The sequence below is a fragment of the Streptomyces sp. NPDC091282 genome (assembly GCF_044757385.1).
Lineage (GTDB): Bacteria > Actinomycetota > Actinomycetes > Streptomycetales > Streptomycetaceae > Streptomyces > Streptomyces gramineus.
Genome location: NZ_JBIVUX010000006.1, coordinates 386,649 through 400,017, shown reverse-complemented (window position 1 = coordinate 400,017; position 13,369 = coordinate 386,649). Strand labels below are relative to the sequence as shown.

Here is a 13,369-nt window from a genome sequence, read left to right as displayed (position 1 = left end):
CGATGGTCACGTCCCCATGAACGCCGTCGTCCCGACAGGAGCGCCCTACCGTGTCCACCACGCCCTCCCCCCAACTTCGTCCGGGGGTGCCCGCAGCCGACCGGCGGACCACCTCCGTGGCCGCCCGTGCCACGGAGCTGTCCAAGATCTACGGGCAGGGTGAGACGCAGGTCGTCGCCCTGGACCGGGTCACCGCCGAGTTCCGGCAGGCCGAGTTCACCGCGATCATGGGCCCCTCCGGCTCCGGCAAGTCCACGCTGATGCATTGCGTGGCGGGCCTCGACACCTTCTCCTCCGGCTCCGTGCGCATCGGCGAGACCGAACTCGGCTCCCTGAAGGACAAGCAGCTGACCAAGTTGCGCCGGGACAAGATCGGGTTCATCTTCCAGGCCTTCAACCTGCTGCCGACGCTGACCGCGCTGGAGAACATCACCCTCCCGATGGACATCGCGGGGCGGAAACCGGACAAGCAGTGGCTCGACAACGTGATCCAGATGGTCGGCCTGAAGGACCGGCTGAGCCACCGGCCCGCGCAGCTCTCCGGCGGCCAGCAGCAGCGCGTCGCCGTGGCCCGCGCCCTCGCCTCCCGCCCCGAGATCATCTTCGGTGACGAGCCGACCGGAAACCTGGACTCCCGCTCCGGCGCCGAGGTGCTCGGCTTCCTGCGCAACTCCGTGCGGGAGCTGGGCCAGACCGTCGTCATGGTCACCCACGACCCGGTGGCCGCCTCCTACGCGGACCGTGTCGTCTTCCTCGCCGACGGCCGGATCGTCGACGAGATGTACCGGCCGACGGCGGACGGCGTCCTCGACTTCATGCGCCAGCTTCCCGGCAGCGGCCCGCAGACCTCCGAGCCCGACGCGAAGGGCCTGGCCCGCTGATGTTCCGCACCGCGCTGCGCAACGTCCTCGCGCACAAGGCCCGGCTGCTGATGACCGTCCTCGCCGTGATGCTCGGCGTGGCCTTCGTCTCCGGCACCCTGGTCTTCACCAACACCATCTCGGACGCCTACCAGAACAGCTCCGCCAAGGGCTTCGGCGGCGTCGACGTGGCCGTGCAGGCCAAGTACCAGGACTCCAAGGGCGATCAGGTCGGCAAGACCCCCGACCTCACCCAGGCCCTGCTGGACCGGGCCGCGAAGGTCCCCGGGGCCGCCTCCGCCACCGGCGTGGTCTCCGGCTTCACCGCGATCGCCGACAAGCACGGCAAGCTGATCGGCGGCGGCTGGCAGTCCGAGGGCGGCAACTACTGGGGCGCCGACGACTCCCGCTACCCGCTGGTGAGCGGCCACGCGCCGAAGGGCGCGAACGAGGTGCTGATCGACTCCAGGACCGCCGAGCGGGCCGGTTACAAGGTCGGCGACACCGTGCGGATCTCGGTGAACGGCCCGGTCCTGAAGCCCACCGTGGCCGGCGTCTTCACCACCGACGACGGCAACGTCGCGGCCGGCGGCAGCCTCGCGCTGTTCGACACGGCGACCGCGCAGCGGCTGTTCGGCACGAAGGGCGCGTACGACGAGATCGACGTGACCGCGAAGTCCGGCACCGGACAGGCCGCCCTCAAGGCCCAGCTGGACCGGGCGCTGCCGAAGAAGCTCGTGGAGACCACCACCGGGCAGAAGCTCGCCGACGACCAGGCCGAGGCCATCTCCAGCAGCATGAGCGGCCTGCGCCAGGGCCTGCTGGTCTTCGCCGGCATCGCGCTGTTCGTCGGCACGTTCATCATCGCCAACACCTTCACCATGCTGGTCGCCCAGCGCACCAAGGAGCTGGCGCTGCTGCGCGCGGTGGGCGCCTCCCGCCGCCAGGTCACTCGCTCGGTGCTGATCGAGGCGTTCGTGGTCGGCGCGGTGGCCGGGGTCGCCGGTCTGGTCGCCGGTATCGGCATCGGTGCCGGACTGCGCGCGCTGATGGGCTCGTTCGGCGCGACCGTGCCGGACGGCCCGCTGGTCGTCAGCCCCGGCACGGTGGTCGCCGCCCTCGCCGTCGGTGTGGTCATCACCATGCTGGCCGCCTGGCTGCCCGGCCGCCGGGCCGCGAAGATCCCGCCGGTCGCCGCGATGAGCGCCCTGCACGCCGCCCCGACCACCAAGTCGCTGGTGCTGCGCAACACGATCGGCGCGCTGTTCTCCGCGGCGGGCGTGACGGTGATCCTGGCGGCGACCACGATGAACGGCAGCGACGGCCAGGCCCCGATGGGGCTGGGCGCGGTCCTGCTCATCATCGGTGTCTTCGTGCTGACCCCGCTCCTGTCCCGGCCGCTGATCGCGGCCGCCGCCCCGCTGCTGCGCGGGTTCGGCGTCGCCGGGAAGCTGGCCCGGCAGAACTCGGTGCGCAACCCGCGCCGTACCGCAGCGACCGCCTCCGCGCTGATGATCGGCCTGACGCTGATCACCGGGATGACGGTGATGGCCGGCAGCCTGCAGAAGTCCATCGACAAGATGGCCAGCTCGGCGATCCGCGCGGACTACGTCGTCTCGATGGCCAACGGGAACGCGCTCTCGCCCGACGTGGCACGGAAGGTCGCGGCCGCCGACGGGGTGACCGAGAGCAGCCCGCTGCGCAACGCGGCCTCCCGGATCGACGGCGACACCGAGTTCCTGACCGGCGTCAACGGCTCGGCGATCGGCAAGCTGACCGACCTCACGGTGGACAGCGGGACCTTCAGGGTCGGCGGCTCGGACGTGGTCGTCGACGACGACACCGCCACCTCGCACGGCTGGAAGGCGGGTTCGGCCTTCACCGTGCACTACGAGGACGGCAAGGCGCAGCGGATGACCGTCGCCGGGGTCTACCAGGGCAACGAGATGATCCGCGGGATCATGATCGACAACGCCGTCCTGACCCCGCACCAGAAGGACCCGGCCGACATGCAGGTCATGGTCAAGACGGCGGACGGCGCGTCGGCCGCGGCCAAGGACGGCCTGGAGAAGGCCCTCGGCTCCAACCCGGCGATCAAGGTCCAGGACAAGCAGGACCTGTCCGACTCCATCGCGAAGGCGTTCACGCTGATCCTGAACATGGTCTACGGCCTGCTCGCGATGGCGGTGATCGTCGCGGTCCTCGGTGTCATCAACACCCTGGCCATGTCGGTCTTCGAGCGGCAGCAGGAGATCGGCATGCTCCGCGCGATCGGCCTGGACCGCAAGGCGGTCAAGCGGATGGTCCGGCTGGAGTCCCTGGTCATCTCGCTCTTCGGCGGGGTGCTGGGCCTCGGCCTCGGCGTGTTCTTCGGCTGGGCGGCCGGGCGGCTGGTCGGCGCGAAGATGCCCACCTACGAACTGGTCCTGCCCTGGGACAGGATGGCGCTCTTCCTGGTGCTGGCCGGCCTGGTCGGTGTCCTGGCGGCGCTGTGGCCGGCCCGGCGCGCGGCCCGGCTGAACATGCTGGCGGCGATCAAGTCCGAGTAGCCGCGGCCACGGCGAAGGGGCCCCGCACGGGAGGTGCGGGGCCCCTTCGCCGTCCTGCCGGCCTACGGGTTCCAGGTGCGGGCGCGCAGCGGCAGCCCCGATCCGCCGGGCTCGGGGGTCCGGACGGCCAGGACCTGGTTGACGCCGATCCGGTTGCGTTCGAAGGCGAGGGCGGAGGCGGCCATGTACAGCCGCCACACCCGGGCCCGGCCGGGGGTGGTGAGCCGTACCGCCCGTGCCCAGTCGGCCTCCAGGTTGGCCACCCAGCGGCGCAGGGTGAGGGCGTAGTGCTCGCGGATCGACTCCACGTCACGGACCTCGAAGCCGGCCCGCTCCAGCTGCGTGACGGTGGTGCCGACCGGGGCCAGCTCACCGTCGGGGAAGACGTACGCGTCGATGAACCGGTCGACGTGGTACGCCTCCTCGTCGCGCTGCGGGCGCCGCGCGATCTGGTGGTTGAGCAGCCGGCCGCCGGGCTTCAGCAGCGCGTACAGGTCCTTGGCGTACTCCAGGTACTTCGCCGCGCCCACGTGCTCGGCCATCCCGATCGACGAGATCGCGTCGTACGGCCCGTCCCGGACGTCCCGGTAGTCCTGGACCCTGATCTCCACCCGGTCGGTCAGACCCTCGTCAGCGACCCGTTTACGGGCGTACACGGCCTGCTCCTGGGACAGGGTGATCCCGACGACGCTCACGCCGTGCTCGCGGGCCGCGTGGATCGCCATCGAGCCCCAGCCGCAGCCGACGTCGAGCAGCCGCTGACCGGGGCTCAGACCCAGCTTGCGGCAGACGAGTTCCAGCTTGTCGCGCTGGGCGGTCTCCAGGGTGCCGCCGTCCTCCCAGTACGCGCAGGAGTACACCATCGACGGCCCGAGGACCATCTCGTAGAAGTCGTTCCCGACGTCGTAGTGGTGGCTGATGGCCTGTTTGTCGCTGCGGCGGGTGTGCAGATGGCCGCGTCTGCGCATCTCCTCGCGGGGCGGGGTGGGCGGCAGCGGCGGACCGGCGAGCCTCAGCAGCTCCCGGACGGCGGCCCGCACCTCGGGGTCGCGCAGGGCCTGGCCGAGGGTACGGCTGTCCTCCCCGCGTTCCCAGATCAGCCCGGACATCTGCGCCAGGGCGCCGTACAGGTCGCCCTCGATGTCGAGGTCGCCGGCGACCCAGGCCCGGGCCAGGCCCAGTTCGCCCGGCTTGAACAGCAGGTAACGCAGGGCACGGCGGTTGCGGATCACGATCGCCGGGGCGTCCGGCGGTCCCGCCTGTGATCCGTCCCAGGCCCGCAGCCGTACCGGGAGCGGAACTCCCAGCACCTGCTCGGCAACACTCCTCAGCCGCGACGCGGCGTCGGCCATGGCGCACACCTCCAAGACGACGATCCCGGATGCCGGTTACCACGTAAACACCGTGAGGGCAGCATCGCAGTCCCGCAAAGGAGTTACGACTGGGCAAAACAGCTGTAGCGGCCACGCAGTTGCGGGCGGGCCCGGGAACGCCGAAGGACCTCCCGCACCACGGATGGCGGGAGGTCCTTCGGACGGTACGGCGGCCCGGGGCCGAGGCCTGCGGGCCACGGCCGGGCGGCCCACGGCCCGGAGATCCGGGCCGGGAGGCCCTGGCCCTAGGAGGCCTTGGCCTTCTCCTCGGTCTTCGGGGCGGCGACCGGAGCCGGCTTGGCGGCCTCGTAGAACTCCTCGCGGGGGTTCTCCATGGCACCCAGGGACACGACCTCGCGCTTGAGGAACATGCCGAGCGTCCAGTCGGCGAAGATGCGGATCTTGCGGTTCCAGGTCGGCATCGCCAGACCGTGGTAGCCACGGTGCATGTACCAGGCCAGACGGCCCTTGACCTTGATCTTCGTCTTGCCCAGGACGATCATCGCGACGCCCTTGTGCAGACCCAGACCGGCGACCGCGCCCTTGTTGGCGTGGCTGTACTCCTTCTGCGGGAAGCCCCGCATGCCGGAGACCACGTTGTCGCCGAGGACCTTGGCCTGACGGAGCGCGTGCTGCGCGTTCGGCGGGCACCAGGCGTTCTCGACACCGGCCTTGCGGGCGGCGACATCCGGCACCTGGGCGTTGTCGCCCGCGGCCCAGATGTAGTCGGTGCCCTGCACCTGGAGGGTCGGGGCGGTGTCCACGTGGCCGCGCGGGCCGAGCGGCAGACCGAAGCGGGCGAGCGCCGGGTTCGGCTTGACGCCGGCGGTCCACACGATCGTGTTGGAGTCGACCTCCAGGCCGTTCTTCAGCACGACGTGGCCGTCCACGCAGGAGTCCATCGAGGTGGAGAGGTAGATCTCCACACCGCGGCTCTCCAGGTGCTCCTTGCCGTAGAGGCCGAGCTTCGGGCCGACCTCGGGAAGGATCTTGTCGGCGGCGTCGACCAGGACGAAGCGCATGTCCTCACGGGACACGTTCTTGTAGTACTTCGCCGCGTCGCGGGCCATGTCCTCGACCTCGCCGATGGTCTCCGCGCCCGCGAAGCCGCCGCCGATGAAGACGAAGGTGAGCGCCTTGCGGCGGATCTCCTCGTCGGTCGTGGAGTCGGCCTTGTCCAGCTGCTCCAGGACGTGGTTGCGCAGCCCGATGGACTCCTCGATGCCCTTCATGCCGATGCCCTGTTCGGCGAGGCCGGGGATCGGGAAGGTGCGGGAGACCGCGCCGAGCGCGATGACCAGGTAGTCGAAGGGCAGCTCGTACGCCTCGCCCACGAGGGGGGCGATCGAGGCGACCTTGCGGTCCTGGTCGATGGTGGTGACCCGGCCGGTGAGGACCTCCGCCTTCGGCAGCACGCGTCGCAGCGGGACGACGACGTGCCGAGGGGAGATGCTGCCGGCGGCGGCTTCGGGGAGGAAGGGCTGGTAGGTCATGTACGACCGGGGGTCGACGACCGTGACGGTCGCCTCGCCGTAGCGCATCTTCTTGAGGATGCGCCGAGCTGCGTACAGGCCTACGTACCCACCGCCTACTACGAGGATCCTGGGACGCTCCGTGGTGCTCATGGGATCGAGTATCCACCCGCCTCAGGGGGGGCGCTCGTGCGCCCCTTCACAAGGTTGCACAGGGGTCGTGCTACACTCCGCGACCCACGTGACCCAGGTCATGGTCGGCGGCGGGAACCGACTTCCGATACGACCCGTTGTCAATGCCGTGTGAGCTGCTCCTCCGGGCATTCGGGGTACCCCCGCGGCACCGGATGTCATCCGCGCGAACACCTCCCGAAACACCTCTGAAACGCTCTCCTGAGCACGCGTTCGCGGCTGTTGAGCCCCCGAACGGGCCAACAGGACCCCCTGGATCCCCCACCTGCACCGAATTCCTTGTGAAGAACTTCACGAAGTTTTCCGGCGGGGTGTCGTGGCACGGCGTGTCACACCCCCTCCAGCCCGCTCACCCGCCGCCCCGCACGCTCATCCGAGGAGGTCGGACGGGGTGGCGGGGCGGCCGCGGGAGGGTCAGGCGAGGGACCAGGCGATGCCGTCGGGCATGTCTTCCAAACCGTCACTCGGCGCGGGTGCGGTCCAAGCATGGGGTGCCTCTTCCTCCGGGGCCCAGATCGGGACTGCGCGGCATCGCGTCTCGTAGCGAGAGGGCCGCGGCCAGACGACCACGTAACGGAGGACCTTGCGGAGGATGAGGTTACGCGACAGGGCCGTGTACGTCGGCCACTCAGGCAGCACGCCCACAACCAAGGGCTTGAAGTCCTGCTGAGTCGGTACCTCGTCTTCCTCCCTCTCTTCTTCTATCTCGGCGAGCTGCGCGAGGACCTTGTCGCGCTCCGCCTCGATGTTCTTCCGGGCAGCGTCGTACGCCTCTTCCGGGTACCGCTCCGGGTGCACGGCGTAGTCGGTGACGAGCCGCGTAAGGGCGGCTTGCCACTGTGCGTGTTCCTTGGTGAGGCGGGCCCGTTCAACGGCAGGGTCGGGACCTTCCGCCGGCGGGGGCACGCTGACGTCGGTTGCCGCCGGCAGCACGTCAATGTCGCCGGCGATCTTGGCGAGGAACTCGTCGACTTCCTTCAACAGGTCGCCGTACGTCCCCTTGGCCCCAGTGCAGGCACCGCCCGCATCGGCACGGGCACACCGCCAGTAGACGCCGCCCCCACTGCTCTCGTGGCCGGTCATCGAACCGCCGCAGAGCGCACAGCGCACGAGGCCGGTAAGGTCCCAGGCCGCCACGCGGGAGCGCGGTGGCGTCTTGGCGACTGCTCGTCGCCGTTCTCGATACTCCTCCCATAGTTCGTCGGCGTCTCGGTCGATCTCGTGGTTGATGATCGGATCGTGCGCGCCGCGGAAGTAGCGCCAGTGCTGACACTTGCTCCCCTGCTTGTCCTTCTTGGGGCAGTCGCAGGAGTCCCTCACGCGCAGCAGGCCGGCAGGAAAGCCGCTGTCCATGTAGCGCAGCAGGCTGTCGGCCCGCCACGGGTTACGTCGCCCCGTGAGGTGGCCCTGCTCGTTCACCATGCGCGCGAGCTCGATGAATCCTGTTCCGTCGATGTACGCGAGGTAGAGCTCGGGCAGGAGCGGCGCGGCGTTCGGGTCAGCGGTGTACTTCTCCTCTTGCAGTCGCCAGCCGGCGGGGGCCGTCGGGTCGGGCACGCGGCGGGGTGTCCACAGGTACCCGAATCGGGGCCGGCCGGCCGAGGGGAGGCCGAGGCCGAGTCGGTGCGCGTGGACCTCGGTCCACTGTTCGCCGGCGCGGTCGCTCTCGAACGCCGAGAACTCAAGGATCATGCCGCGCTGAAACCGACCGATGGCCGTGCCGGCGTCGACTGGCTCGGTTGCCGATTCGAGCCGGCCCCCTATGTCTTCCAGTCGCGCGAGGTTGATGGCGTTGCCGGTCCGGTTGCGGCCGAAGCGGCTGTACCGCCATACGGCGATGCCGGCAGCGATCCGGCCCTCTACCGCCTCAATGCCCTTCATGATCTTGCGGCGGAAGTTGCGGCCGGTGGCGTCGAGGTCGCTTATCCATCCGATGATGCGCTTGCCGTTCCGGCGGGCCCAATCGCGGATGGCTGTCTTCTGTAGTTCCGGGCTGATCTTCTCCTCGTTCCAGCTCGACACCCTGATGTACCCAACGAACGGTTCGAGGGTGTCGAGGTCGACCGCGCCCCGGAAGGTGCCGGGGACGTCGAGTCGGGTCGGGTTCTCTATCTCGTCGACGTAGCGCAGCAGGTGCGCTCTGGATGGGGCCTTGTACTTCAAGTGCGTCCCTTCGTCATGGGAGCGCCGGTGCGCTGCCCCCGTGGCAGCGCATGGCGACCCCGGGCAGGGTCGTGCGCTGCGCGTTGGCCAACCTCACGCGCTGCGGCGCGCGTTGGGGCGGAGCTCATGAATGGTGGCTCCGGGCCCTCCGTCGCCGTTGGCCGGCGGCGGGACGAGGAGACCTCGCGCTGCGTGTTCGAGTCCGAGTCGGTACCCCTCACGACGGATGGCGTCCTTCTCTGCCTCCGTGATGCGGGTGGTACGTCGGACCCTGGCGAGGATGACGAACGGCACTGCGCCAGTGGCGATGCCCGCCCCTACGTCCGCGAGCCTGTCGAAGTCGCCCACGAGGTTGCCGAGCGCGACGACCGCGAGGCCGGTGGCGAAGGCGATGTGAGCTGCGACGGCTGCGAACTTGTCTCGGGACATAGGGCGGTGCCTTTCTCTGACTCTCTAACTGCTGCTGGTGCGCTGGTCGTCTCCGTCGTCCCGGGTGGGGCGTAGGGCGTTGACCATTGCGACGAAGGCGGCGACGGCCTGCGGCTCGGAGATCCCGAGTTCGGTGGCTGCTTGTTCGGCGCTGATCGGGTCGGGGGTGATGGGGCGGGCGGCTGCGGCGAGTTCTTCCTGCGAGGCGACGCCGGAGCGCACGAGGATCTCGCCAAGGGTGAGGCCGAGGGCCTCGGCGAGGACTTGCAGCGTGCGCAGATCGGGGAGGCCGTCAGCGCGGAGCAGGCGCGACACGGTCGCAGGGCTGATGCCTGAATCCTTGGCGAACCGCTGTTGTCCGCCGCGCTCGGAGTAGCCGCGGGCACTGAGCTGATCGCGCAACCACCGAGCGAACGTCTCGGGGGTATGAGGTGAGGGCCTGTCTTCTGTCATGCGTGAAAGATATCGCGCATGAAAGAAAGAAGCAGCACCGCCCCACGGTTGGCATAGTCCACCTCCCCCACTTTGGCGCACGCCGGCCTGTCTGGCTCGAAACCGGCTCGAACACCCGCTCGAATGAGTGTAGGGGCCCGACATCGTTCTGTCACTTCTGTAACGAGAACCTCACGGCTTGTCATGTACGTACGCGTGTTCGAGTCACGCATACGGTGACTCGCTTCACCCGTGAAAGGTTGCACGACGCCGTGCGATTTCACGTGTGAAACGAACGTGCTACGTTTCTTGCACGAGAGAACGAAATCTCTCGTGAAAGGAACAGCTATGTCCTACACCCCTGCCGCCCTGCTCGCCGCCGCCCACGAGGCCGGCGACCAGACCCCCGCCGACATGGCCCGGCGCATGAACGTGCCCTACCTCGCCGCGTACCGCTGGGCGACCGGCCGCAACGCCCCCGGGCCGGCCGGCCTCGCCGCCATCGAGCGCACGTACGGGCTGACCCCGGCCGACCTGATGCGAGAGGCGGTCGCCGCGTGATCACCACCCGCGAGCAGGCCCTCGTCGAGGCCCGGCGGGCGGTCGACGCCGCCCGAGCGCGCCGTGACGCCCTCCCGATCCGTGAAGCCGCACGGCAGGCCGCGGCCGGATCGCTCCGCACCCCCGACGAGGTCGAGCTCATCCTGCGCCGCCTGCACCGAGCTGCCCCTGCCCCCGCCCCGGCTGCGCCGGCAGCCGAGGCCGCATGAGTCCGGAGAGACCACGATGACCCGCCACACCGCCGCCGAAGCCGTCCGCGCCGTGATCGTCGCCCGAGAGCTGCGCCGCCTGGCCGGCGACGTCGACGCCGTGCAGACCACTCCCGTCTACACCGAGGCCGGCCCGCGGGGGCCGCGCATCGCCGTGCGCGTCCACCTCACCGACGTGTTGCGCCTGCCGCTCGCCGCGGACGCCGACACCCACCGCGCCGCGTACGGCGTTCTGCGCCGCGCCTTCCCCCACGCCCGGTGGGCCGAGGACGAGCACCGGTACGACGTCCGCTCGGGTGCCCTCGCGCAGGTCGCCCTCGACGAGCCGGCCGGCCTGCGGTGAGCCCCGACACCGTCCTCGTGGCGGTCGCCGTCGCGTACGCCGACGACCCCGACACCCTCGACGCCCTGCTGCGCGAGCTCGCCGAGGCCGCGCAGCACCGCGACCACGCCGCCGGCGACCCGCGCGCCACCGACTACGGGCGCGAGCTCGCCGCCGCCGCGTGCGACCGCGCCGGCGAGGACCTCGCCGCCGTCCTCGACCTTCCCGCACCGAACGGAGCCACCCTGTGACCGTCCTCCCCTTCGAGCGCCGCACGGCGCCGGCCGCGGCCGGCCCGTCGGACCTCACCCGCGAGCAGGTCGCCACGCTGCTCGCCCCCATCAACCCCAGCCGCGTGCAGAACTTGCGGGGGCAGTCCCACCTCGAAGCGTGGGACGTGCGCCGGTGGCTCAACCGCGTTTTCGGGTTCGGTGGTTGGGCTGACGAGACGCTCGAACTGGCCTGCGTGGCACAGGTCGAGATCAACCCGGGCCGCTGGACGGTCATCTACCGGGCGCAGGTGCGCCTCACGGTGAAGACGACCGACGGGCGCCTGCTCACCACCTACGACGACGCCGCGATGGGCGACTCGCGCAATCAGCCGGCCCTCGGCGACGCGCACGACCAGGCGATGAAAACCGCCCTGTCGCAAGCTCTCAAGCGGTGCGCGCACAACCTCGGCGACGCGTTCGGCCTCAGCCTCTACAACGACGGGAGCCGGCAAGCGGTCGGGCTGTGGTCCGCCGCGCACCCGGCCCCCAAGGACGACGACGCGCCGGCCGTGCCGGACGACGCGCCGGTGAAGCCCGAGCCGGCGCCGGCCGCCGACCAGCCGGCCGCGGTCGAGCAGGACACGCCCACCGCGCAGGTGCGCCGCGGCCGGCGTGCGGAGCCGGGCCCGTGGGAGCAGCAGCCGGCCCCCGCCCAACAGGGCGGCCCCTCCCGCGACTTCCTCGCCGAGGCGCGTAAGGCGAGCAGCCGGCAGCAGTTCGACGCCGTGCGGGCCGCCGCAGTCGCCGAGGGGGCGCCCGAACACTACCTCGCCGATCTCGACGGCATCGCCGCACAGCGCGAGCAGGACGCGCAGCAGGGCAAGCAGCCGGCGAAGAAGGCCGCGGCGCGCCGGCCGGCCGCGAAGAAGGCGCCGGCGAAGAAGGTCGCCGCGTCCAAGCAGGCGCCGCCGCCGGCGTCCGGCCGGCCCGAGCACGAGGTCGCCGTCGCCGACGTCCTCTCGGTTGGGCAGTCTCTCGGGCTGACCCGCGAGCAGGTCGAGGAGATCGTGCGGGCGGAAACCGGTAGCACGCTGGCCGAGGCCGATACCGAGCAGCTCGTCGCGGTCGTGGCCGACCTGCGCGCCGCCACCACGGAGGTGGCCGCATGAGCGCCGAGCAGACCCCCGAGGCCCCGAAGTACACCCCGTCGCAGATCAAGGCCGCCACCACCCGCGAGGCCGTGCTCAAGACGCTTCTTGACCAGGTCAAGGAGGCGTACGAGACCGCGCGCACCGACGTGCAGTCGATGCTCGACGAGCAGCAGAAGACGACCGGCGGGACGAAGTTCGAGGCGACCCTGCCCGACGGGACGAAGGTCGCCGATATCGGCCTCACCGGCGGGGAGCCGGCCGCGCAGCTCGTCGACGAGCAGCTGTTCGTCGCTTGGGCGCGCGAGCGGTACCCCGAGCACTCGGTCACCAAGCTGGTGAAGTCCGTCCGGCCGGCGTTCGTCGAGCTGCTGCTCGGCCAGATGACCGCGGCCGGCGTCGCGCAGGTCCTCGACGAGGACACGGGCGAGTTGCTCGACGTCCCCGGGGTGGCCATCAAGGCGACCCGGAAGCGCTCGCACTCCGTACGGTTCGCCCGCCGCAGCAAGGCGCGCGCGGACGGGCGCGAGCTCATCGCCGCCGCCTGGCGTGCCGGCGCGCTCGCCGAGCACGTGCTGCCGGCCCTCGCCCCGGCACAGCCGGCCGGCCATGACGAGGGGGGCGCCGCGTGAACCGCCGACTCGTCCGCGGACTTGACCTCTCGCTCACCGGGGCCGGCGTCGCCGGCGCCGGTTGGGCACAGACCCTCGGAAGCAAGGGCAAGCGCAGCGACACCTACGCCATGCGCCGCGCCCGCCTCGACCGCCTCGCCGGCCGGATCGTCGAGACGGTCGGGCCGGCCGAGCTCGCCGTCGTCGAGGGTCCGGCGTACAGCCGCGGCGCCGGCGCCGGCACGTGGGACCGGGCCGGCCTGTGGTGGCTCGTCGTCGACAAGCTCGCCGCGCGCGAGGTGGCCGTCGCGGTCGTCTCTCCCACCGCCCGGGCCCGGTACGCCACTGGCAACGGGCGGGCCGGCAAGCAGGCCGTACTCGACGAGGCCGGCCTGCGGTACGGGGTGGCGCTGCGCAACGACAACGAGGCCGACGCGTACGTGCTGGCCGCGATGGGGCACGACTGGCTCGGCGACCCGCTCGCCGAGGCGCCCGAGTCGCACCGCGCCGCGCTCGCCCGTGTCGAGTGGCCCGAGCTGCTGCCGCCGCCGGCCGTGCAGCTCGGCATCGGGGGCGCCGACCGGCCGTACCCCGAGACGGTCGCCGCGCCCCCTCGGCGCCGGCGCCGGCGCAAGCAGCAGCCGGCCGAGGGCCCGCTCGTCGGCCCCGGGCAGCTCGATGCGCTCGCCGAAGGGGTCGCCGCGTGAAGTGCCGGCACTGGATCGGCGACCGCCGCCGTTACTGCCTCATCCCCGGGGCCCGTCCGTACATCCAGGGCCCGCGCTGCCCCCTGCACACCCCTTCCGCCCTCGCCGGCCGGCCCGAGCCCGGAACGC

The 13,369-nt window shown here is 71.1% G+C and carries 14 protein-coding genes; 9 read left to right on the top strand and 5 right to left on the bottom strand.

From position 1 onward, the window contains the following. Window positions 1–86: 86 nt before the first annotated feature. On the top strand, window positions 87–881 hold the full coding sequence (locus ACIQOE_RS28985; RefSeq protein WP_365563157.1) for an ABC transporter ATP-binding protein: 795 nt from the start codon (window positions 87–89) through the stop codon (window positions 879–881). After that, on the top strand, window positions 881–3,409 hold the full coding sequence (locus ACIQOE_RS28980; RefSeq protein WP_401414646.1) for an ABC transporter permease: 2,529 nt from the start codon (window positions 881–883) through the stop codon (window positions 3,407–3,409). The genes ACIQOE_RS28985 and ACIQOE_RS28980 overlap by 1 nt, the downstream gene beginning before the upstream one ends. A 62-nt stretch (window positions 3,410–3,471) precedes the next feature. On the opposite strand, the gene ACIQOE_RS28975 is transcribed toward ACIQOE_RS28980, so the two are convergent. The 5 genes from ACIQOE_RS28975 to ACIQOE_RS28955 all read right to left on the bottom strand — a co-directional run bounded on the left by ACIQOE_RS28975 (window position 3,472) and on the right by ACIQOE_RS28955 (window position 9,491). Then, window positions 3,472–4,761 (bottom strand): class I SAM-dependent methyltransferase, encoded by a 1,290-nt coding sequence (locus tag ACIQOE_RS28975; protein ID WP_401414644.1) that lies wholly within the window; start codon window positions 4,759–4,761, stop codon window positions 3,472–3,474. A 266-nt stretch (window positions 4,762–5,027) separates the two neighbouring features. Beyond that, window positions 5,028–6,407, bottom strand: coding sequence for an NAD(P)/FAD-dependent oxidoreductase (locus ACIQOE_RS28970; protein ID WP_351935617.1), 1,380 nt, complete (start codon window positions 6,405–6,407; stop codon window positions 5,028–5,030). Window positions 6,408–6,860: 453 nt separating this feature from the next. Continuing rightward, complete coding sequence (locus ACIQOE_RS28965; RefSeq protein WP_401414642.1) at window positions 6,861–8,609, bottom strand: recombinase family protein; 1,749 nt, start codon at window positions 8,607–8,609, stop codon at window positions 6,861–6,863. Window positions 8,610–8,702: 93 nt separating this feature from the next. Beyond that, complete coding sequence (locus ACIQOE_RS28960) at window positions 8,703–9,038, bottom strand: hypothetical protein (RefSeq protein WP_401414640.1); 336 nt, start codon at window positions 9,036–9,038, stop codon at window positions 8,703–8,705. 24 nt (window positions 9,039–9,062) lie between these two features. Beyond that, complete coding sequence (locus tag ACIQOE_RS28955) at window positions 9,063–9,491, bottom strand: helix-turn-helix domain-containing protein (protein ID WP_401414638.1); 429 nt, start codon at window positions 9,489–9,491, stop codon at window positions 9,063–9,065. 327 nt (window positions 9,492–9,818) lie between these two features. On the opposite strand from ACIQOE_RS28955, the gene ACIQOE_RS28950 reads away from it, so the two are divergent. Genes ACIQOE_RS28950 through ACIQOE_RS28920 form a run of 7 tightly spaced genes read left to right on the top strand, consistent with a single transcriptional unit; the run spans window position 9,819 to window position 13,240 of the window. Next, complete coding sequence (locus ACIQOE_RS28950; RefSeq protein ID WP_401414636.1) at window positions 9,819–10,031, top strand: hypothetical protein; 213 nt, start codon at window positions 9,819–9,821, stop codon at window positions 10,029–10,031. Then, a complete protein-coding gene (locus tag ACIQOE_RS28945) occupies window positions 10,028–10,240 on the top strand; it encodes a hypothetical protein (RefSeq protein ID WP_401414634.1) in 213 nt (70 codons plus the stop codon). Before ACIQOE_RS28950 ends, ACIQOE_RS28945 begins: the two co-directional genes overlap by 4 nt. Window positions 10,241–10,256: 16 nt before the next feature. After that, window positions 10,257–10,583, top strand: coding sequence for a hypothetical protein (locus ACIQOE_RS28940; RefSeq protein ID WP_401414632.1), 327 nt, complete (start codon window positions 10,257–10,259; stop codon window positions 10,581–10,583). Beyond that, window positions 10,580–10,813: a hypothetical protein gene (locus ACIQOE_RS28935; protein ID WP_401414630.1), complete on the top strand. Its 234-nt coding sequence runs from the start codon at window positions 10,580–10,582 to the stop codon at window positions 10,811–10,813. The genes ACIQOE_RS28940 and ACIQOE_RS28935 overlap by 4 nt, the downstream gene beginning before the upstream one ends. After that, entirely contained in the window at window positions 10,810–11,943 is a 1,134-nt protein-coding gene (locus tag ACIQOE_RS28930; RefSeq protein ID WP_401414628.1) for a Rad52/Rad22 family DNA repair protein, read from the top strand. Before ACIQOE_RS28935 ends, ACIQOE_RS28930 begins: the two co-directional genes overlap by 4 nt. Beyond that, the gene (locus ACIQOE_RS28925; RefSeq protein WP_401414626.1) at window positions 11,940–12,554 is read left to right on the top strand and encodes a hypothetical protein; all 615 of its coding nucleotides are present in this window, start codon (window positions 11,940–11,942) and stop codon (window positions 12,552–12,554) included. Before ACIQOE_RS28930 ends, ACIQOE_RS28925 begins: the two co-directional genes overlap by 4 nt. Next, complete coding sequence (locus ACIQOE_RS28920; RefSeq protein WP_401414624.1) at window positions 12,551–13,240, top strand: hypothetical protein; 690 nt, start codon at window positions 12,551–12,553, stop codon at window positions 13,238–13,240. Before ACIQOE_RS28925 ends, ACIQOE_RS28920 begins: the two co-directional genes overlap by 4 nt. The last annotated feature ends 129 nt before the right edge of the window (window positions 13,241–13,369 follow it).

Bases quoted from the DNA above. Each gene is read 5' to 3' on its own strand.
- ACIQOE_RS28960 (WP_401414640.1), bottom strand. From the start codon at position 9,038: ATGTCCCGAGACAAGTTCGCAGCCGTCGCAGCTCACATCGCCTTCGCC.
- ACIQOE_RS28970 (WP_351935617.1), bottom strand. From the start codon at position 6,407: ATGAGCACCACGGAGCGTCCCAGGATCCTCGTAGTAGGCGGTGGGTAC.
- ACIQOE_RS28940 (WP_401414632.1), top strand. From the start codon at position 10,257: ATGACCCGCCACACCGCCGCCGAAGCCGTCCGCGCCGTGATCGTCGCC.
- ACIQOE_RS28955 (WP_401414638.1), bottom strand. From the start codon at position 9,491: ATGACAGAAGACAGGCCCTCACCTCATACCCCCGAGACGTTCGCTCGG.
- ACIQOE_RS28925 (WP_401414626.1), top strand. From the start codon at position 11,940: ATGAGCGCCGAGCAGACCCCCGAGGCCCCGAAGTACACCCCGTCGCAG.
- ACIQOE_RS28950 (WP_401414636.1), top strand. From the start codon at position 9,819: ATGTCCTACACCCCTGCCGCCCTGCTCGCCGCCGCCCACGAGGCCGGC.
- ACIQOE_RS28980 (WP_401414646.1), top strand. From the start codon at position 881: ATGTTCCGCACCGCGCTGCGCAACGTCCTCGCGCACAAGGCCCGGCTG.
- ACIQOE_RS28975 (WP_401414644.1), bottom strand. From the start codon at position 4,761: ATGGCCGACGCCGCGTCGCGGCTGAGGAGTGTTGCCGAGCAGGTGCTG.